The organism is Paenibacillus sp. P4_A7, from assembly GCF_056402455.1.
This window is the reverse complement of the sequence record NZ_JBFUHJ010000029.1, coordinates 1-20,886: the sequence shown is the minus strand read 5'-3', so window position 1 is coordinate 20,886 and position 20,886 is coordinate 1. Positions and strand designations below refer to the sequence as shown.

Here is a 20,886-nt window from a genome sequence, read left to right as displayed (position 1 = left end):
CTTGCTAACCTCCGATTTGCGACATACGCCGTTCTGTCGGGACATAGGACAGCGCTTGATCCCCTAGCTTTGCCGCCATCTCATGATTTTCCGGCTTAATGTCCATTGCTCTTAAAAAGATCTGCTGCATGCCTTCCGGATCCCCAAACGCTGTTTTCACGTTTAATTCGTCTATCCAATACAAGCAAGGCTTAATGGAGCCATCTGCTGTTAAACGCAGCCGATTACAGGTTTTACAGAAATGATCGCTAATTGGATGAATAAGGCCAAAGGAACCCCGCGCACCTTCCATTTGCCAATCATCAGATGGGCCATTACCATGAACATTAGGACCTCGATTAATGCGGTAGCCCTCTTTCACAGCAACCTCAAGCACTCGTGTCAAAGGTAAATAATGCTTTTTCCAATTTTCATCCGCATGCCCTATCGGCATATATTCAATAAATCGGACATGCAGAGGCTGCTCGTAGGCAAGCTTAAGGAATGCAGCAATTTCGTCTTCATTTACTTCCTTCAAAAGTACGCAGTTCAGCTTGATTGGATCGAATCCAACCTCGCCCGCCGCCTCGATCCCTTCCATTACTTTCTTTAAATCTCCTCGCCTAGCAATGAAGCGAAAGCGCGAAGGGTCTAATGTATCCAAACTAATATTTACGCGGTTCAGTCCAGCTTCACGTAATGCTTTGGCCTTCTTAGCCAAAAATATGCCGTTTGTCGTTAACGCTATATCATTTATGCCGGGAATGGCTTTTAATCTTCTTATTAATTCGTCCAAATCTGGACGGATAAGTGGCTCGCCGCCAGTTATACGCAGCTTCGTAATGCCAAGCTTTGCACCTGCTTCAACTACCTCCACGATTTGATCGTAGGATAGTAAGGATTCGGATTCAGCGAACTCCACTCCTTCTTCAGGCATGCAATATAAACAGCGTAAATTGCAGCGATCTGTAACTGAAATACGCAAATAATCATGTACGCGTCCAAAGCGGTCCGTCATGATTGTCATGTCACACACTTCCTTTCTAATACTGTACCAGCATAACATTTTTTTCGGAAATATGGTATTCTATAAAGATCATCACGTCATGATAATGAGAGGTTTACTACCATGAATTTCATTTGGAAAATCAAACTATTCGCCGGTCTTCCAGAACGTTTTGGATGCTCTGAGATCGACATTGAATTAAGCTCTGATCAGCTTAACGTAGAGCAATTAAAGCTAGCCATTTCAGCAAAATATCCCGAGCATGCCAGCTTGATAAATATTTCATTCATCGCTTGCAATCATGCTTACGCCGCCGAGAATGTCGCCCTGTCCTCATCCGATGAATTGGCCATGTTACCTCCTGTATCAGGAGGTCAAGAGGTGTTAGAGGGGCAGTCAGACTCGTCAGAAAAGCAACATGAACGCTACGTGATAACAACAGAAAAAATTGTATCAGATGATGTGCTCACTAAAGTAATCGTACCCGCGCACGGAGCCGCAATCGCCTTTGTGGGGACTACAAGGGAATGGACGCAAGGTCAGAGAACCGTTAGGCTTGAGTATGAATCCTATGCGCCGATGGCTGTCGCTACAATGCGTCAAATCGGTGAGGAAATAGCTGACCGCTGGCAAGGGGCATTATGTGCTATAAGCCATCGGATCGGAGTTGTAGGTCTCGCGGAAACAAGCGTTGTTATCGCTGTATCCGCACCTCATCGAGATAGCTGCTATGAAGCCAGCCGCTACGCCATCGAGAGGCTGAAACAGATTGTGCCCATATGGAAAAAAGAAATATGGGAGGATGGGTCTGAATGGAAGGGCCATCAGCTTGGTCCTTGGAACCCAACAACACCATTAAACAATTTCGAAGGATAAATGTAAGTCTATGCTTACGAAGTAGTTTTACTTCGTAAAACTTAGTTAATGCTTACGAAGTAGTTTTACTTCGTAAAACTTTAAGGAGAACCAATCATGACTAAACAACACGAGGATGCGTCGATCGAGTCAGTAACATCGGCCTCCTCTTCTCGTTATGCAAGACAAATACGCTTCGCGCCCATCGGCGAATCCGGGCAGCAGGCTATAAGCGAAGGTCGCGCAGCGGTCGTTGGGATGGGGGCGCTGGGTTCTGTCATCGCACAGCATCTTGTACGCTCTGGAGTTGGCTTTGTGCGAATCATAGATCGCGACATCATCGAATGGAGTAATCTCCAAAGACAAATGCTCTATACGGAGCAGGATGTTATTTCAATGCTTCCAAAAGCTCCTGCGGCAGCCGCTCATTTGCGAGCTATGAACAGCACGGTCACTATTGAACCTGTAGTGGCGGATTTAACAACAGCAAATGCTGAAGAACTACTTTCTGATGTTCATGTCATTATAGATGGCAGTGATAACTTTTCCGTTAGGTATTTAATGAACGACTTTAGCATAAAAAACCAAATACCTTGGATATATGGAGGAGCCGTTGGTGCTTCTGGCATGTCGATGACTATAATTCCGCTTGAAACGCCTTGTTATCGTTGTTTGTTCACTGATCCTCCAGCTCCCGGTACAACGGATACCTGCGAAACGGCAGGCGTGATCTCACCTATTGTAGATATTATTGGATCCTTACAAGCGACTGAAGCGATCAAGCTGTTATCCGGCAATCGGCAAGCACTGCATCATACTCTATTCCAAGTAGATCTATGGAACCATGCCTGGTTGCCAGTCTCAATTGAAAAAGCAAGGCGAAGTGATTGTCCTGCCTGCAGTCATCATCAGTATGATTTCCTGGAAGAGAGCGCAGCAGAACTAACTGCCGCATCCTTATGTGGACGAAACTCCGTACAGATTACGCCAAATCAAACGGTTTCCCTTCAATTAGAGGAGCTGGCTAAGCGTTTGCAGCCGATAGGTACTCTTAAGCTAAATCGTTTTTTATTACGTATTGAGTTAAGTAGTGATATGACTTTCGTATTATTCAGCGATGGACGAGCAATCATTCAAGGAACAAATAGTTTGACAAAAGCAAGGTCTATTTATGCCGAAATTTTGGGTAATTAGTCACAATTCGAAAATCCTCATATTGCCATTTTAATAAATCATTGCTACTATAATTGGTATATCATATTCCATGTTCATTCTATAGGGGTGTCTTAATGAGGGTTCATGTCACAGAATTAATAAATGGGGACCAACTGAGCCGAGATACATTCAATAATTACGGGCTTCATGTCCTTTCTCAAGGAACGGTCTTGAAGAACGGAGAAATATCAAAGTTATTTCAGCATCAAATTGAATACGTCGACATAGACGAGCGAGCAAGTGAGCATCCGCTAATTCGGACCCTAGAATCCACTGTAAACCCTAATTGGCTTCCAGTTGTTCAGCCCATTTATGAGAACGCAGTCAAAAGCTTCGAAAGCTTGTTTTCCAGCGCATTAAGCCTTGGCCAGATCGAGGATAAGCAAGTTACAGAAATACTAGAACCGCTTTTTCAAAATCTCCAACTAGAACGCGATGTCGTATCCATGCTTTTACTATTAAATACGACAGATGATTATACCTATCAGCATTCCGTTCAAGTAGGTATGCTCTCTTATTACTTAGCCACATGGCTCGATTACTCGGAATCCGAAGTTCTTCAAATCGGCAAAGCCGGTTTTCTTCATGATATTGGTAAATGTCGGATACAAGATGAATTATTGAACAAACCAAGCAAACTTACCCATGAAGAATTTGAGGAAATAAAGAAACATACTCTTTATGGACATGAAATTATATTAAGCTCCTTTGACGAGCCTGACCTAGCAATTGGAGCACTGCAGCATCATGAGCGAAATGATGGAAGCGGATATCCTCATGGACTAACCGGAGAATCAATTCATCCCATATCCAAAATCATAGCCGTGGTCGACATATATAGTGCTATGATATCCGAACGTGTCTATCAAGAGAAACGCGATCTGCTATATGTATTGAAGGAGCTCTACCGCTTAAGCTTCAATGAGCTTGATCCTTTAACCACACATACATTTATTAAGCACATGATGCCTAATTTTATCGGTAAACGAATAGAGCTTGTAACAGGAGAAACGGGTATGATTGTAATGACCCACCCCACCGAATTTTTCCATCCACTTATTCAAATTGATGATCGATTTATCGATATGACTGCCGAACGCGAGTACGAAATTAAACATGTGTACCTATAAATTTAAATAAAAGCCATGCTTGCAGTGATTAGCCTCACACCAAGCATGGCTTTTAACATGTACATGATACCAGTCATATCCCTGATACATAATTCAGTATATGTCCGAGCGACATCAAGCTCCCCGGCTACCGTCATGAAAGTCTCTGTCTCTAATGTCATCATATCTCCAAACTTTCCACCCATAAATCAACGCATGAAAAGGATGGACAGACGATTAGAATGGATATTATACATCCAAACAGCCTATATTCCCAGTTTCAATTCATTTGAATGGAAAATATACAATCAAATAGGCAGATAGCGGTTCTTTATCTACGAAATAGGCGATTAGCCTGTATGAAATACAGTCTGGGACAAATAAACCGTTTTTGAGTGGCGTTGATTGTATAAAATACAGTCAAATACAACGGGGGATAACTAGAAGGTATTAAAAAGGTATCACGAAATTTCAAATTACCCAACATTTTTTAAATTGAATAAAAAAAGCCTTGCCCACTGTGATATATATCACAGCAAGCAAAACCTTTTCCAAGCTATTATTAGCCGATAGAGCCTTCCATTTCGAACTTGATCAAACGGTTCATTTCAACTGCATATTCCATCGGCAGTTCCTTAGTGAACGGTTCGATAAAGCCCATTACGATCATTTGCGTAGCTTCTGCTTCGCTTAGACCGCGACTCATCAGATAGAACAATTGATCTTCTGATACTTTTGATACCGTTGCTTCATGCTCAAGTGTGATGTTATCGTTCATAATCTCATTATAAGGAATCGTATCTGATGTCGATTCATTATCAAGAATGAGCGTGTCACATTTGATGTTTGCTTTTGCGCCATCAGAGTTACGTCCGAACGATGCAAGACCACGGTACGTTACTTTACCGCCATGCTTACTAATCGATTTGGAAATAATCGTAGAACTCGTATCTGGTGCTAGATGAGTCATCTTAGCGCCAGCATCCTGATGCTGGCCTTTACCTGCAACAGCAATGGACAATACCATACCTTTTGCGCCGCGGCCTCTTAGAACAACTGCTGGATACTTCATCGTTAGTTTAGAGCCGATGTTTCCATCTACCCATTCCATCGTTGCATTCTCATCCGCTATTGCACGTTTTGTTACAAGGTTATAAATATTCGGTGCCCAGTTCTGAATCGTCGTATAACGGCACACCGCATTTTTCTTAACCAAAATTTCCACAACCGCACTATGCAAAGAGTTTGTGCTGTATACAGGTGCAGTACAGCCTTCAACATAGTGAACGGAGCTATCTTCATCGACAATAATAAGCGTACGCTCGAATTGGCCCATGTTTTCGGAGTTAATCCGGAAATATGCTTGTAGTGGAATATCACACTTCACGCCTTTTGGCACGTAGATGAAGCTTCCGCCTGACCATACCGCACTGTTAAGAGCCGCGAACTTATTATCATTCGGAGGAATAATCGTTCCGAAATATTCTTTTAGCAGCTCAGGGTACTCACGAAGCGCTGTATCCGTATCTGTGAAGATAACGCCTTGTTTTTCCAAGTCCTCTTGCATGCTGTGGTATACAACCTCGGATTCATATTGCGCCGATACGCCGGCAAGAAACTTTTGTTCTGCTTCAGGAATACCAAGCTTGTCAAATGTTTCTTTGATTTCTGAAGGAACTTCTTCCCAAGTTTTACCTTGCTTATCCGATGCACGAACGAAATATTGAATGTCATTGAAATCGAGATCATCCATGTTTCCGCCCCAAGTCGGCATAGGCATTTTATAAAATTGTTCAAGTGACTTTAAGCGGAAATCAAGCATCCACTCAGGCTCGTTCTTAATTTCCGAAATCGTCCGTACGATTTCTGGCGTTAATCCTTTACCCGATTTAAAAACAGCTTCATGCTCATCACGGAAACCATATTTATACTCTTCCATTTCAGGCATTTGTTTAGCCATCGTTATTCACACTCCTCATATATAATGCTTATAGCTTCTATTTCTGTTGCTCATGTTCTATCCCTTTTCGTAAAGCATTCCAAGCAAGGGTTGCACATTTGATTCGAGCAGGAAACTTATTCACACCAGATAGTGCTTCAATATCCTCTAGCTCTTCAAATTCTACAGGCTCACCTTTCATCAAGGATGAAAATTTGGAAGCCATTGATAGCGCCTCATCAAATGTTTTGCCTTTGACTGCTTCCGTCATCATCGAAGCCGAGCTCATGCTGATTGAACAGCCTTCGCCGCTGTATTTCGCATCGATAACCTTACCATCGACAACTTGAAGCTGCAGTGAGATTCGGTCTCCGCATGTAGGATTGTTGAGATTAATTGTAACCGCTTCGTCATTCATCGTTCCGCGATTACGAGGGTTTTTATAATGATCCATTATTACTCTGCGATATAAATCATCCAATTGTTGCATGACCGAAGAACTCCTTTGTTTGAATTAAAGCATCAGCTAAGCGGTCAATATCATCTTCAGTATTGTATAAATAAAAGCTTGCTCTAGCCGTAGCCGATACATTCAGCCATCTCATGAGCGGCTGGCAGCAATGATGACCTGCACGCACTGCGATACCTTTGGAATCAAGCACCGTTGCTACGTCATGAGGATGAACCTCATCCAGATTAAAAGTAACAAGTCCAACTCGGTTTTGCTTTGGACCGTACAATGTAATCCCGTCCATCGATGACAATTTCTCATAAGCATATGCAGCTAGACGCTTCTCATGCTGATCAATCTCATCAAGTCCAATTTCTTGCAAGAAATCAATAGCTGCACCTAAGCCAACAGCACCAGCGATAATCGGTGTGCCGCCTTCGAAGCGGTAAGGAATCTCTTTCCAGGTAGACTCATAAAGATCAACAAAGTCAATCATTTCGCCGCCAAACTCAATGGGTTCCATATTGTTAAGCAATGACTTCTTGCCGTATAAAGCACCGATACCAGTTGGACCGCACATTTTATGACCGGAAAACGCATAAAAATCAACATCCAAATCTTGAACATCGATTTTCATATGCGGCGTGCTTTGAGCACCGTCCACAACCATAATTGCACCATTACGATGAGCAATTTGCGTGATTTCCTTAATCGGATTAATTAAGCCAAGCACGTTCGACACATAGGTTATGGAAACAACCTTTGTTTGTGGCGTTATCGTCTTCTCAACATCCTCTATGGAAATCGTTCCGTCTGGTTGCAGCGGAATATACTTAAGTGTTGCACCAGTTGCTTTCGCCACTTGTTGCCAAGGAATCAAATTACTGTGATGCTCCATCGGAGTAATAACGATTTCGTCACCTTCACGGCATACCGATCGCGCATAGCTCGAAGCAACTAAATTCAGAGCAGTCGTCGTACCCCTTGTAAAAATAATTTGTTCCGGTGCTCCCGCATTCAGTAAATTTGCTACTTTCTCGCGCGCTCCCTCATAGGCGTCAGTCGCCCTCGAACCTAGAGTATGCACGCCGCGATGAACGTTCGCATTATCGAGCTCGTAGTACCGTTTAACCGCATCAATGACGGAACGCGGCTTCTGAGAAGACGCCGCGCTATCCAGATAAACGAGTGGGTGCCCGTTTATTTCTTGATGCAATATCGGGAATTGCTCCCGTATCGCATTTATATTCATCCCTCAAGCTTCCTTTCGAGCAAACGCTGAAGCTGCTCGCGCACCGCTTCGACTGGAATTTCCGAAACGACTGGAGCCAAAAAGCCATAAATAATTAATCGTTCAGCGTTTTGTTTAGATATACCGCGTGACATCAGGTAATGAACCTGCTCCGGATTAACTTGCCCTACACTCGCTGCATGACCTGCAGTTACATCATCTTCATCTATAAGCAAAATCGGATTGGCATCGCCGCGCGCTTTCGGACTAAGCATAAGAACCTTCTCGGTTTGTACGCCGTTCGCTTTCGTCGCGCCTTTTTCGATTTTTGTAATACCGTTAATAATCGCTGAAGCAGAATCCTTCATTACCGCGCGAGTTACCATATTGCTGTCGGTGCTCTTGCCGAAATGTACGGCCTGCGTCGTCAAGCTGTTTTGCTGTGCATTTTTACCTACACTGATCACTTTCGCATCCGAAGTAGAGCCTTGACCCTTCAGAATAGATTTTGTGTCGGATAAGGTGTGACCATCATTCAGATCACCAATAATCCATTCCATTTGTCCATCATTTTCGATAATGGAGCGACGGATCGTCATATCGACGCCTGTCTCAGCCATATGATGAATGGAGCTAAAACGAACATGGGCGCCTGCATTAACGAATACCTCTACGATAGAAGGATGTACGAACGGAGCAGTGTTTGCGCCTGGCTCAGATACAACACAATCGACGTAAGTCACACGGCTATTATTGTCTGCTACGATAAGGATATGCGGAGCAAATGTAGCATCTGCATTATCATTGTAGAAAATAGCTTGTAATGGAAGCTCAACTTCCACATTTTTTGGAACGTATATGAATACTCCACCATTCCAAATCGCTGCTTGAAGAGCCGTAAGCTTATCTTCCTGCTTCTCTACTGCCTTAAACAGATACTTCTGAACGAGCTCGCCGTGTTCCTTGCAAGCTGTCTCCAAATCTGTGAAAATAACGCCTTTACTTGCCAGTTCAGTTGAAAATTGATTCCAAACGATTCCTGAATTGCGTTGAACAAGCAGGTTTTCCGTTCCTTCTGTAATCAATTCGCGAACAGCCTCTGGCAATTCATTAATTGCACTAACCGCTGCAGGCTGCTCGAAGCTGCCTACTGCATTCAAATTCCAACGTTCAATACGAACCTTCTCAGGTTTTGGCCAACCRATTGTTCCGGCAAGCTCTGCGGCTTCTCCGCGCAGTTCGATAAGCCAATTCGGCTCATTCTTGCTCCGGGCCAGCGCTTCAGCAGCTTGACGGTTAGTCGGAGTCGTTAGTTGTGTACTCATCCGTTATGCCCCCTTCTCTGCTTAAGCTTGACCGACTGTTTCATCTTCAATGCCTAGTTCTTCTTTAACCCAATCATAACCTTCGTTTTCCAAACGTTCAGCAAGCTCTGGACCACCTGATTTTACGATGCGTCCTTGCATCATAACGTGAACGAAATCTGGTGTAATATAGTTAAGCAAACGCTGATAGTGAGTAATAATAAGGAATCCACGATCTTCTGAACGCATTGCGTTAACGCCATTAGATACAATACGCAGTGCATCGATATCAAGACCGGAATCGATCTCATCAAGAATTACGATTTTCGGATCAAGCAGCATCATTTGCAAAATTTCGTTACGTTTTTTCTCGCCGCCAGAGAAGCCTTCATTCAAATAACGGTGGGCAAATTCCGCGTTCATTTCAAGATCTTTCATTTTGCCTTCCATTTTGCGAATGAATTTAATTAGCGAGATTTCGTTACCTTCGCCAAGACGTGCATTCAATGCACTGCGCAAGAAATCAGAATTTGTTACACCTGAAATTTCGCTTGGATATTGCATGGCTAGAAACAGTCCAGCAAGAGCACGTTCGTCCACGCTCATTTCAAGAAGGTCTTCACCGTCCAATTTAGCAGTACCCTCGGTTACTTCATATTTAGGATGTCCCATCAAAGCGGAAGCAAGCGTACTTTTTCCTGTTCCGTTAGGGCCCATGATTGCGTGAATTTCTCCACCCTTTATGTTGAGGTTGATTCCTTTTAATATTTCTTTTCCTTCGATAGCCGCTTTCAGGCCTTCGATGACAAAATGAGTTGCCATAATATGCTGATCCCTCCAAGGTTGGTTTAAGTTAGTTCATTCATTCACACCGTGATAGACAAGCTTCTCTATGCGGCCTTGATTATCACTGATTCTCAATAATCATTTTAATATAGTTTTAGTTATAAATCAATGCGTGACGAACCAATATTGTTTATCCATGCTGCTTTTTGGTCATTATTGTGCTAATGCACTCTTTATTTTTTGATGCTCGATCTGAAACATATTCTCATCTAGCACTGGCTTCATTATTGGAGTAACCATATCATCTATCAGTCTTACCCAAGATTTGCATCCGTTATAAGCTGGTCTCATAGGAATTGCTAACGGAACCTCAAAACGATATACACGCAGTACCAAAACATGCAGCGGCTTCGATTTTTTCCACTTTAATCTTTCCTCGGCGAAAGTATCCGTCCAAATATGTAAATCGCGAAGACGATCCAAAGTTTCCTGATCCCTTATTTCTATATCTTCAACAACCTCGGCGTACGATGCCAATTTCATGGTTTCCATATCCTCGGACCATTCTATTAACGTTTCATCCAAATCAGCAGCATACCCATCCTTTAACAAATGCTTTTTCTGATGCTCATATGCAGGCATTAAATAAAAAGAAGGACTTATTAGCTGGAAATCTCTCGTCTCCTCAGTAATCCCCCCTTTGCGCATAACAATAATTTGCTTCCCCTCCACAAGCGCTTTTACGCTTACCGCCCACTCCTTTAACGCTATAGATTCCATATCTTTTTTTAATGTCATAATGACTCATCCACCCAACTCGTTTATAATAGATAACATTATATCAAAAGAGGTATTCCAAGGTGAAATATAATCCATTATACTATGTTGAGATGAATACTGGGCATTAGTGTCCAATTCCCCTATTACTATGGATCCGGAGGTGGGCAGTTATGTCTACGTATCACCCGTTAAATGAACAAGAAGCTATTGAAATAGCAGCATCTCTCGAAGGTTTTTTTCCTACTGGCGCAGCTTTGAATTGCCGTGAAATCGGTGACGGCAATCTTAATTTAGTCTTCCATATTACGGATACTGCAGGTAAGAAGAGCCTTATCATGAAGCAAGCATTGCCTTACGCGAAAGTGGTAGGCGAGTCTTGGCCGCTAACGCTAGACAGAGCGCGTATTGAAAGTGAAAAGCTTATAATGGAAGACAAGCTTGCTCCCGGACTTGTACCAATCGTTTATAAATATGACCCTGATCTTTACCTTACGATTATGGAGGATCTTAGCGATCATGTTATTATGCGTAAGGGCTTAATTGAAGGCATACGCTACCCCAAATTTGCTGAAGATATTTCCACCTTTATCGCTCAAACCTTATTTTACACTTCCGACCTTGGATTGAATCAACAAGAAAAGAAATTACGCGTTAAAGACTTTATTAACCCTGAATTGTGTAAAATAACCGAAGACCTTATTTTTGATGATCCGTATACGAACTCATCTAACAACAGCTATGATGCTGCCATTAAAGATGCTGCTGAAGCCCTTTGGCAAGACGATAAGCTTCAGCTTGAAGTCGCCATTTTACGTGATAAATTTTTAACAAACGCTCAGGCGCTGCTTCACGGTGACCTTCATACCGGCAGTATTTTCGCAACTCCCGCTTCTACTAAAATAATCGATCCCGAGTTCGCTTATTACGGACCGATCGGATTTGATATCGGCGCGGTTATCGCCAACCTGCTTCTGAATTTCGCTGGTCAAGAGCATTGGATTGCTGATAATGAGCAGCGAAGCGAGTTTCGCCGTTATTTAACAGATACCGTATGCGATATTTGGCATTTATTCGACAAAAAGTTTCGGGCTTTGTGGAATGAACATTGCATAGATCGACTCGCAGCATCTACTCCCGGCTACCAGGATTATTATATGAATGGCCTATTACAAGACACTGTTGGATTTGCTGGCGCCAAAATGGTACGCCGTATTGTTGGCCTGGCACATGTCGCAGATATTGACACTATACCTAACGACGCTGCTCGTGAACGCGCACAACGGCTTGCATTAACAATTGGAACAACACTTATTCGCAATAATCGTATGACGCAGTCTATAGAAGAAGTAGTAAACATTGCTCTATCAGCTGCAACCCAATAATTTAAGACAGAGAGGATATGACATCATGACAACAAATTTACAATCACTTATTTGGTCCGATAATAAACTAGATTTATTAGACCAGCGTTTACTTCCTGAAGAAATCGTATATTTGCCTTTAACAACGTCTGAGGGTGTATGGGAAGCAATTAGACACTTGAAGGTTCGCGGAGCACCTGCAATCGGCATATCTGCCGCATATGGTGTCGTTCTGGGCAGTCGCGATGCAGCTACTAGTGAGCTGTGGCTAACTGAGGTTAACAAACATGCAGAATATCTCGCGACTTCACGACCAACAGCTGTTAATTTATTTTGGGCGCTTGACCGCATGAAGGCTGCTGCCGCTTCATATGTAGAGAAGGGCTTATCACTCGAGCAGAGTAAAGCAGCTTTGCTTATTGAAGCAGTCTCCATTCAGAGCGAGGATGAGCAGACAAATCGACTTATCGGCGAGCATGCTCTCTCCCTTTTCAAAAACGATATGGGCGTACTCACCCACTGCAACGCAGGCGGCTTGGCTACAGCCAAATACGGAACTGCGCTAGCACCTTTCTATCTCGCTTTAGARCAAGGAATCACTTTACGCGTATACGCTGACGAGACTCGTCCTGTGCTTCAGGGCGCACGTTTAACAGCTTTCGAGCTACAGCAAGCAGGAGTAGATGTCACACTAATTTGTGACAACATGGCCGGAATGATCATGGCTAAAGGGTGGGTCGATGCAGTTATCGTCGGTACCGACCGTGTTGCTGCCAACGGCGATGTAGCTAACAAGATCGGTACGTATAGCGTTGCTGTTTTGGCAAAAGCACATGGCATTCCTTTTTATGTCGCTTCTCCGCTATCTACCATTGATTTGAACACACCGACTGGTAATGAAATTCCGATTGAAGAACGTAATGCAGAGGAAATAACGGAGGGCTTCGGAAAACGTACAGCTCCAAAAGGCGTTAAGGTATATAATCCCGCCTTCGACATTACACCAAATGAGTATGTAACAGCTATCATCACGGAGAAAGGCATTGTACAAGCACCTTATGATGTTAATCTTCGCAAGCTTTTTGAATAATAACAGCTATTCATAATTCTAAAATAACGAAAGTCCTAACCAGAGAAGAGTGCGCAGACAACGCTTTCCTGTTTAGGACTTTTTAACAATTTCAAAGCATCAGGTGCAGCGCATCCGAGCCTTTCATCCCAACTTCTATGCCTAACGTCTCGGCCGTAGTTGTCACAGATTCTAGCGGTGCTTCCATCAGCTCCTCTAAAGTCTTCACACCGACAGCTCGAGCTGCTACTATTTCCCGATCCTTAAGTCGTTCATTAAGAAGTGACACGTCGAGCGCCCCGCACATAATATATCCTTTATCCGTCATAATGGCTAGCAGCGTAGTTTTAGGCAGCTTCACTTCAACCCCAAGAACGGTTTCTCCATTCTTTAGTGTGAATGGAACCATCCGCATCATATAGGATTCCCCCCTTCTTCCGAGTAATAAGAGGTATAGCACCGCATCAACATTATATGCGCAATTTTTTTTTGTAGTCACCATGGTATATGCTTATTTATAGGGTAGTTAAGGGGGAAAATCACAAATGCGGTCATTCACTTAGTGATACACGTAGGTGGAATGAAATCTCTGTACTATGACCGTAATTTGCTCGAATATATTCACCAGATATTTCATATCTCTGCTTTTCACAGTTTCTTACTACTTGTTCGATATTACTAATAGTAATACTACTCCACCGAGGTTCATTTTGAATTGCACGAACAAAGGATTCAATCTTACAAAAACCCGCTTCATCCAGTGAAATTCCAAACTCTTCTGGGGAGTGTCGCAGGATTTTACTCATAAATTTGCTAAGTGACTCTTCTTGTTTCTTTGAAAGCATGTGTTAACCTACCCTTTAATTTCATAGAGTTTATTACTTGAAACTCAATTAATGATTATTTCCTATAGGTTCTTTCGTAGTCATCGAATCGAATTTTTCTAATCTGTTTCCTGTCTGAAGTGCGAACTATGACCCCTTCGGACTTGCCAGTTGAATCAATGCCAACTTTAGTTTGTTCGAAGTTCTTCAACCATTTAAATGTATCTTCTAGTGTTCTGGGGAACTCTGAACCTGTAATTGCTGAAAGAAGTGGAGCAAATTCCAAATCATTTTTCTGTAAAAACTTCAACTTCTCAGCTTCATTATAAAACGGCTGGTTCCCATGATCTCTCCATTCAGCAATCTTCTCATGAGATAATTCGAGAAGTTCATCAAGCATGCTTTGCGTTATGGAAAATACATCAAATACTCTATAACCCTGAGTTTTAGAATCTGTATAATTCTTAGCTGCTTTAGTCTTTCCTCCATATGATTCCTGATAAATAACCGTCAAAGCCCAATCATCATTGTTTAAGTTGTTTTCAACAAATTCATCAGCCATAGGTTTTAAAAATTCAGCAATATTACCATACGGATTTCCGATCCGATCGCCCTTTGCATATAGCAACTCTTCTCTGGAGCCGATTAGGTAGTCTATTTCATTATAAGGATTTTTAAAGAATACGATTCGTGAGTTCTCTCCATCTACTTTCTCATAGACGTAGATATTGTTCAATTCATTTAATAAACCTCTTTCTTCAGTCAACTCTTCTGTTAATTTTCCACGCTCACCCAATTTATGATAGGTAAGAATGCTAGGATATTTAGTTAGTGAGTTAATTTTTTTCAAATCCATCAGACCATCCCCCTTTAAGAATCCCTCATAGTCAATCAATGTTCATTAACTCCCCATATACGTCAATATATACCTCTGTTCCGTTGCTCACAAGATGTTTGGTGACAAAATGAATAAAAAAAGCCTACCGATTAGGGTAGACTTTCGATTTTAATTCACCACTGTCTTAAAGTCGACTAAATGTATGTTTCCTTAAAAGCCTTTAGGCAGCAAAAACAGTCTTCCTTCACCCGCAGCAAAGTCAGCGGATAATGTGCCGGTTGTAGGATCAAAGTTCGTACTGGTTTCCTCACCTGTTAATTTAGAAATTTCGCTTATTGAGGCTGGATTTCCTGTAATTTTGAATTGGACGTTTGTCGGATTTCTCCAGTCTCGATTGACGACCATAATATATTTTCTGCCATCCTTATCGAGGGAGTATCCAATAATAAGCTGAGCATCCTTTTCGACCGGCTGCCAGAAAAATTGTTCCGGCAACTCCACTGTAGAAACGGGTAATTCTCCTGTATGATACACTTCTTGTGATTTAATCTTCAGTAAAGCAGGTCCTAGGTTCTGTACTTCACTATTTAATTGTTTGGCGGACTCATATAGAGGACTTTGTGAACCATCCGGAAGTATGATTCCACCATGAAATACGGAAGATCCTTGTTCAACCGGCRTTTCATAAGTGAAGTAGATGTAGCCTTTCGCTCCATATACTAAGTTAGAATAGATATGGAATCTCAACTCGTCTTGAGAGGGGGAACGAAGCATACCTTCGAGTCCCACAGACTGGATATATGTCCAGAAGTCGACGGAACCCGCAAGAGATTGGCGACGAATGATATCCAAGTTCTTATAATACCCATAGGAAATTTCTGCATTGATGTCCTCTCTGAATGGATAGTTGTCGAATACGAGCACTTCCGGGCTGGTTCTCATCCAGCGATATACATATTCTTCATAGCTATTGCCTTCAAAGCTTTGGTTAATAGTAAACCACAGATCCGCTTCTATCGGCTTGCCGTTTATATAAGCAGACCCATCAGTAAACCATTTCTCACCGAGTTTGGAATGGTAAACGCGACTTACGATATTATCCCCTCCGCCTTGATGCGTTAGTTCGATATAATAAGTTGTATTCGGTTTTACTTCCGCATCTAGTGTGAATAACATCCAATCACTTCCCTCTCCTGTACCAGTGAGAGATTGCTCCGCAATTAACTTTGATTTCTTTGGTGAATCCCATAGTGATAATAGTAGTTTTTCATTTGCCTCCCAATCCTCTGCGAACATTCCTAATTGAATAGTTGAGATAAATGATTCATTTTTCTTCGTCTGAAAGGTTTGCCCTAATGATTGATCCGGGCGAAGCTCGCTCCTAGGCATTGTGCCTTTCTGGAAAAGCTGTGATGAACTAGCATAGTTTGGAAACAAATTAACGAATACAAGACTGTTCGGATCTTTTGACTTTAAACGATCTGTCATCGAGGCAAGCTTCACCATTTCCTTTGTAGAAGGTTCGTCATAAAGATGGTATCCGAGAACAGCGGGATGGTCCTTGTAACGTTCACTTAAAGAATCCAAGACATCATCTTCAGCAAGTCCCCGAAATCTATCGTCATACACTAGCAATTTCAAACCGTTCGCTTCAATTTGTTTGAGTGCTGCATCGGTGGTTTCCGGATTAGTAATACCATTGGTACCTACAATAAAGTTAACATTATTTTTTTTGAGTTCCTCATATTTCTCAAAGGTAGTATCCTGTGGAGAGGCCTGCCAAAAAATACCGATCGGAAATGTTTCCTCTCCCAGTACAGATACATAATCTGAATCCATATCATCACCCCTACTGTCGAAATTCAGAATATTGRGGCTGAACAGTGCAACTAAAACTAAAACAATTCCTAGAACCCCATAAATAAGTATGCGCTTTCTTTTCATTTTTTTTCCCCCTTGCGTACAATTTGAAAAGAAGTTCCCTTAATTCTTAATCATTAAGATTAATACTTATTCTATTGCACTTAAGAATGTTGGATAACCCTTGCAAGAAATGTAGCTTTCCTTAAAATTTGTTTAAAATCCTTTAGGCAGCAAAAACAGTCTTCCTTCACCTGCAGCAAATTCTGAGGATAATGTGCCGGTTGCAGGATCAAAGTTCGTACTGACTTCCTCGCCTGTTAATTTAGAAATTTCATTTATTGAGGCTGGACTTCCTGTAATTCGGAATTGGATGGTTGTGGAATTTCTCCAATCCCGGTTGACGACCATAACATACTTTCGTCCTTCCTTGTCGAGGGAATATCCAATTATAAGCTGAGCATCCTTTTCAACTGGCTGCCAGAAAAACTGCTCCGGTAACTCTACTGTAGAAACAGGCAATTCACCTGTATGATACACTTCTTGTGACGTAATCTTCAGCAAATCCGGTCCGAGATTCGTTGCTTCGCTGTTTAATTGTTTAGCCCATTCATACAGAGGACTTTGGGAACCATCCGGCAAAATGATCCCACCGTGGAACCCCGCCCCTATTGGCGTTTCATAAGTGAAGTACATGTAACCTTTAGCCCCATAAACTAAGTTGGAATAAATATGGAATCTTAATTCGTTTTGAGAGGGTGAACGCAGCATGCCTTCGAGTCCGACAGATTGAATAAAGGTCCAGAAGTGGACGGAACCAGCAAGAGATTGGCGACGGATGATTTCCAAGTTCTTATAGTACCCATAGGAAATTTCTGCATTAATGTCCTCTCTGAATGGGTAGTTATCGAATACAAGCACTTCCGGGTTAGTCCTCATCCAGCGATATACATATTCTTCATAGCTATTGCCTTCAAAGCTTTGATTGATAGTAAACCACAGATCCGCATCTATCGGCTTGTCATTTATGTAAGCAGACCCTTCAGTAAACCATTTCTCACCGAGTTTGGAATGGTACACTCGACTTACGATATTATCCCCGCCACCTTGATGCGTTAGCTCGATATAGTACGTTGTATTCGGTTTTACTTTCGTATCTAATGTGAATAGCATCCAATCGCTACCCTCTCCAGTACCAGTGAGAGATTGCTTCGCAATTAACTTTGATTTCTTCGGTGAATCCCATAATGTTAATTGTAGATTTTCATTTACTTCCCAATCCTCTGCGAACATCCCTAATTGAATAGTTGAGATATGTGATTCATTCTTCTTCGTCCGAAAGGTTTGCCCTAATGATTGATCCGAGCGAAGCTCACTCCTAGGCATAGAACCTTTCTGGAAAAGCTGTGATGAACTCGCATAGTTTGGGAACAGATTCACGAACACTAGACTGTTCGGATCTTTTGACTTTAACCGATCAGTCATAGAGGATAGCTTCACCATTTCTTTTGTGGAAGGCTCGTCATAAATGTGAAATCCGAGAACAGCGGGATGGTCCTTGTAACGTTCTCCCAAAGTATCCATAACATCATCGTTAGGGAGTTCACGAAAGCGGGTATCATCAATCAGCAATTTTAATCCGTTCGCTTCAATTTGTTTGAGTGCAGCATCGGTAGTTTCAGGATTAGTAATGCCATTAGTACCTACAATGAAGTTGACATTCATTTTTTTAAGTTCTTCATATTTTTCGAAGGTAGTATGTTCTGGAGCAGGCTGATAATAAATGCCAATCGGAAACGTATCCTCTCCAAGCATAGATGCATAATCAGAATTAGAATCACTATTCCCTCTGCCTAAATCCAGAAAATTGAAACTAAGCAGTACAACTAAAAGTATACAAAGAGCCCCATAAATAAGTAAGCTCTCTCTGTTCATTGTCTTCCCCCCCCTTGAATACAATTTTGAAAGAATTTTATTAATTCTTAATGATTAAGTTTAATTCAATTATTATTCTATATCACTTATGAACAATGTCAAGATATACTTGCTCTTACCTGACTCCCTTGTATTTCGAGCTATATCTCTTGTCTTTTACAGCAGCACAATATTATATAAACGGTTCAAATATGGTATATTAGACAGACAACATCTAGTACGGAGGTCATATGAAACAGCAAAATGCATCTGCATCCACATCCTCAGAACAATCATCATTCGTCTTTAATGTCGAGGTGCTTTTCAAAAGTAAAAATAATGCCATCGCGCTAGAGCAACTGCTTCACGCACTCAACAACTGTGATTTTCTAGATTATCGCGTATTGTCGGGAATAAAGCTCGGTGAACAAATTGACGAGCAGAAAGCAAACGCTTCATCTGTTGTTGACGTTCCACTTACTTCCGAATCTAATAGCGGCTTCGAGCCCATACGAGCATTAATGAAAAGTAATGCATTAATTAGACTTATCGTGAACAAGGGTCTTGGAATCATGCTCAATATCCCTTGTAGAATAATTAACGTGGATGAAAAAGATAGTTTGATAACGGTTTATCACGTCGACGAGAAACAAGTATATACATTCCGCTTAAACGAAATAGAAGACTTCTCTCAATAGTAATTGGAAAGAAAAATACCCGTTCTAGTGACTGCGATGCAGACACTGAACCGGTATTTTTCTTTCAGCTAGCCGATAACAATTCTTCAATGTTGTCGCTCGGTACGGGTGGGCTCCAGAAGAAGCCTTGTATTTCATCACAATTATGCTTACGCAAAAAATCCAGCTGCTCCTTGTTCTCAACACCTTCAGCAATAACCTGTATGTTAAGATTATGRGCCATCGCTATGATAGCAGCAACGATCTCCGCATCACTTGGATCCTGCTGAATGTCACGCACGAAAGAGCGATCTATCTTCAAACGGTCAATCGGAAAGTTTTTCAAATAATGAAATGAGCTGTAGCCTGTGCCGAAGTCGTCAACACTAATCCCAACTCCGAGATCCGTTAAAGCGAGTAAACAACGGGACACATGACTTACGTCCATCGTCATTGATTCGGTAATTTCTAAATCCAAATATTTAGAATCTAGCCCCGTTCTTTCAAGAACGGAAGCAACCTTGCTTGCCAAATCATTTTGCACAAATTGTCTAATCGATAGATTGACCGATACAGGCATTGGTGCAAACCCAGCATCCTGCCAAGCTTTATTTTGACGGCATGCTTCTTCAAGCACCCAGTCTCCAATTTGAACGATCATTCCGCTCTCTTCTGCTAACGGAATAAAACTTCCTGGCGGCATCATGCCCTTAATCGGATGCATCCACCTTACAAGCGCCTCTACACCGACTATTGTTCCCGATACCAAATCATATTGAGGCTGGTAGTGTAGAATAAACTCATTACGCTGAATGGCGCGATACATTTCATGCTGGAGAGTAAGACGCTCAAATGAAGAATTACTCCAGCTCTCTGAATAGAGCAGACAGTCATTTTTGCCGCTTTCCTTCACCTTCACAAGAGCCATATCCGCTTTCTTAATGAGCGTATATCCGTCATCCTCTTCATCACGATTCGTTACCGAACCTATACTTGCTGTTATATGTAGCGGAAAACCTTTTAATTCATAAGGCTCCTCGATCGATTTCAAAAGCTGGCGAGACAGATCAAACAAGTGCTTTTCAGATTGCACATTACAAAATAACAAAGCGAATTCATCGCCTTCCATTCGAGCTGCAAAATCATTATCTGAAAGATCTCTATTCAGCCGCTCTGCAACCTGCATGAGAAGCATATCGCCAAACTCCCGACCGAAGGAAGCATTAACCAGCTTAAAACGATCCAGATCCAAGTAACAAATACCAACTACACGCTCTTCCTCTTTGGCCCTTGCTAATGTCTCAGATAACTTCATTTGAAACAAAGTTCGATTCGGCAAGCCGGTCATATCATCGTAATAAGCCATGTAGCGGATACGTTCTACGTTTCGTTTGCGATCGCTTAGATCATGACAAATCATTACGGTACCGATCACTTCATCTTCTCGGATCATTGGAGCACAAACGACCTGCAGCTCTAAAGGAAAGCCTGAACGATGTGTAATATTAATATTGGTCTGTCCTGCTTCGCCATTCAAAGCCTGCTCAAACGTCTCCTGAAGCAGATGCCTGCTTCCTGGTTCAACTAAACGAGCAATCGGCTCCCCAAGCAGCTCAGAACGATGATATCCTAATGTTTGACTAGAAGCTTCATTCATCTCTATTACAATTCATTCATCTCTATTACAA

At 42.0% G+C, this 20,886-nt stretch carries 19 protein-coding genes; 6 read left to right on the top strand and 13 right to left on the bottom strand.

Annotated features, from left to right (window positions below):
* Positions 1–4 precede the first annotated feature (4 nt).
* Entirely contained in the window at positions 5–1,006 is a 1,002-nt protein-coding gene (gene moaA, locus AC1DWN_RS07170; RefSeq protein WP_477558216.1) for a GTP 3',8-cyclase MoaA, read from the bottom strand.
* A gap of 102 nt (positions 1,007–1,108) precedes the next feature.
* Here moaA and AC1DWN_RS07165 point away from each other — a divergent pair, with 102 nt between their 5' ends.
* The 3 genes from AC1DWN_RS07165 (at position 1,109) to AC1DWN_RS07155 (ending at position 4,185) form a co-directional block, all read left to right on the top strand.
* Positions 1,109–1,861 (top strand): molybdenum cofactor biosynthesis protein, encoded by a 753-nt coding sequence (locus tag AC1DWN_RS07165; RefSeq protein WP_477558215.1) that lies wholly within the window; start codon positions 1,109–1,111, stop codon positions 1,859–1,861.
* A gap of 96 nt (positions 1,862–1,957) precedes the next feature.
* Positions 1,958–3,034, top strand: coding sequence for a ThiF family adenylyltransferase (locus AC1DWN_RS07160; RefSeq protein ID WP_477558214.1), 1,077 nt, complete (start codon positions 1,958–1,960; stop codon positions 3,032–3,034).
* A gap of 95 nt (positions 3,035–3,129) precedes the next feature.
* Positions 3,130–4,185: an HD-GYP domain-containing protein gene (locus AC1DWN_RS07155; protein ID WP_477558213.1), complete on the top strand. Its 1,056-nt coding sequence runs from the start codon at positions 3,130–3,132 to the stop codon at positions 4,183–4,185.
* Between the two features lie 541 nt (positions 4,186–4,726).
* Here AC1DWN_RS07155 and sufB read toward each other — a convergent pair.
* The 6 genes from sufB to AC1DWN_RS07125 all read right to left on the bottom strand — a co-directional run bounded on the left by sufB (position 4,727) and on the right by AC1DWN_RS07125 (position 10,673).
* Positions 4,727–6,124, bottom strand: a complete 1,398-nt coding sequence (gene sufB, locus AC1DWN_RS07150) for a Fe-S cluster assembly protein SufB (RefSeq protein ID WP_477558212.1) — start codon at positions 6,122–6,124, stop codon at positions 4,727–4,729.
* Positions 6,125–6,161: 37 nt separating this feature from the next.
* Positions 6,162–6,593 (bottom strand): Fe-S cluster assembly sulfur transfer protein SufU, encoded by a 432-nt coding sequence (gene sufU, locus AC1DWN_RS07145; protein WP_477558211.1) that lies wholly within the window; start codon positions 6,591–6,593, stop codon positions 6,162–6,164.
* Positions 6,577–7,806, bottom strand: a complete 1,230-nt coding sequence (locus tag AC1DWN_RS07140; protein ID WP_477558210.1) for a cysteine desulfurase — start codon at positions 7,804–7,806, stop codon at positions 6,577–6,579. The genes sufU and AC1DWN_RS07140 overlap by 17 nt, the downstream gene beginning before the upstream one ends.
* Complete coding sequence (gene sufD / locus AC1DWN_RS07135) at positions 7,803–9,110, bottom strand: Fe-S cluster assembly protein SufD (protein ID WP_477558209.1); 1,308 nt, start codon at positions 9,108–9,110, stop codon at positions 7,803–7,805. The genes AC1DWN_RS07140 and sufD overlap by 4 nt, the downstream gene beginning before the upstream one ends.
* Positions 9,111–9,131: 21 nt before the next feature.
* Positions 9,132–9,911 (bottom strand): Fe-S cluster assembly ATPase SufC, encoded by a 780-nt coding sequence (gene sufC, locus AC1DWN_RS07130; protein WP_477558208.1) that lies wholly within the window; start codon positions 9,909–9,911, stop codon positions 9,132–9,134.
* A gap of 177 nt (positions 9,912–10,088) precedes the next feature.
* Positions 10,089–10,673, bottom strand: coding sequence for a DUF1802 family protein (locus AC1DWN_RS07125; RefSeq protein ID WP_477558207.1), 585 nt, complete (start codon positions 10,671–10,673; stop codon positions 10,089–10,091).
* 152 nt (positions 10,674–10,825) lie between these two features.
* Here AC1DWN_RS07125 and mtnK point away from each other — a divergent pair, with 152 nt between their 5' ends.
* Both mtnK and mtnA read left to right on the top strand, forming a co-directional pair.
* Positions 10,826–12,037, top strand: a complete 1,212-nt coding sequence (gene mtnK, locus AC1DWN_RS07120) for an S-methyl-5-thioribose kinase (protein ID WP_477558206.1) — start codon at positions 10,826–10,828, stop codon at positions 12,035–12,037.
* A 25-nt stretch (positions 12,038–12,062) separates the two neighbouring features.
* Positions 12,063–13,106, top strand: coding sequence for an S-methyl-5-thioribose-1-phosphate isomerase (gene mtnA, locus AC1DWN_RS07115; RefSeq protein WP_477558205.1), 1,044 nt, complete (start codon positions 12,063–12,065; stop codon positions 13,104–13,106).
* Positions 13,107–13,197: 91 nt separating this feature from the next.
* Here mtnA and AC1DWN_RS07110 read toward each other — a convergent pair whose 3' ends face one another.
* The 5 genes from AC1DWN_RS07110 to AC1DWN_RS07090 all read right to left on the bottom strand — a co-directional run bounded on the left by AC1DWN_RS07110 (position 13,198) and on the right by AC1DWN_RS07090 (position 18,542).
* The gene (locus tag AC1DWN_RS07110) at positions 13,198–13,503 is read right to left on the bottom strand and encodes a YunC family protein (RefSeq protein WP_477558204.1); all 306 of its coding nucleotides are present in this window, start codon (positions 13,501–13,503) and stop codon (positions 13,198–13,200) included.
* A 133-nt stretch (positions 13,504–13,636) separates the two neighbouring features.
* Positions 13,637–13,930: an RNA 2'-phosphotransferase gene (locus AC1DWN_RS07105; RefSeq protein ID WP_477558203.1), complete on the bottom strand. Its 294-nt coding sequence runs from the start codon at positions 13,928–13,930 to the stop codon at positions 13,637–13,639.
* Between the two features lie 55 nt (positions 13,931–13,985).
* Positions 13,986–14,765 (bottom strand): RNA ligase family protein, encoded by a 780-nt coding sequence (locus tag AC1DWN_RS07100; protein ID WP_477558202.1) that lies wholly within the window; start codon positions 14,763–14,765, stop codon positions 13,986–13,988.
* 192 nt (positions 14,766–14,957) lie between these two features.
* Positions 14,958–16,691, bottom strand: a complete 1,734-nt coding sequence (locus AC1DWN_RS07095; protein WP_477558201.1) for a hypothetical protein — start codon at positions 16,689–16,691, stop codon at positions 14,958–14,960.
* Positions 16,692–16,823: 132 nt separating this feature from the next.
* Entirely contained in the window at positions 16,824–18,542 is a 1,719-nt protein-coding gene (locus tag AC1DWN_RS07090; RefSeq protein WP_477558200.1) for a hypothetical protein, read from the bottom strand.
* A 230-nt stretch (positions 18,543–18,772) separates the two neighbouring features.
* Here AC1DWN_RS07090 and AC1DWN_RS07085 point away from each other — a divergent pair, with 230 nt between their 5' ends.
* Entirely contained in the window at positions 18,773–19,219 is a 447-nt protein-coding gene (locus tag AC1DWN_RS07085; protein ID WP_477558199.1) for a hypothetical protein, read from the top strand.
* Between the two features lie 64 nt (positions 19,220–19,283).
* On the opposite strand, the gene AC1DWN_RS07080 is transcribed toward AC1DWN_RS07085, so the two are convergent.
* Positions 19,284–20,855 carry a putative bifunctional diguanylate cyclase/phosphodiesterase gene (locus tag AC1DWN_RS07080; protein ID WP_477558198.1) on the bottom strand — a complete coding sequence of 524 codons (1,572 nt, stop codon included), beginning with the start codon at positions 20,853–20,855 and terminating at the stop codon, positions 19,284–19,286.
* Positions 20,856–20,886: the final 31 nt, after the last annotated feature.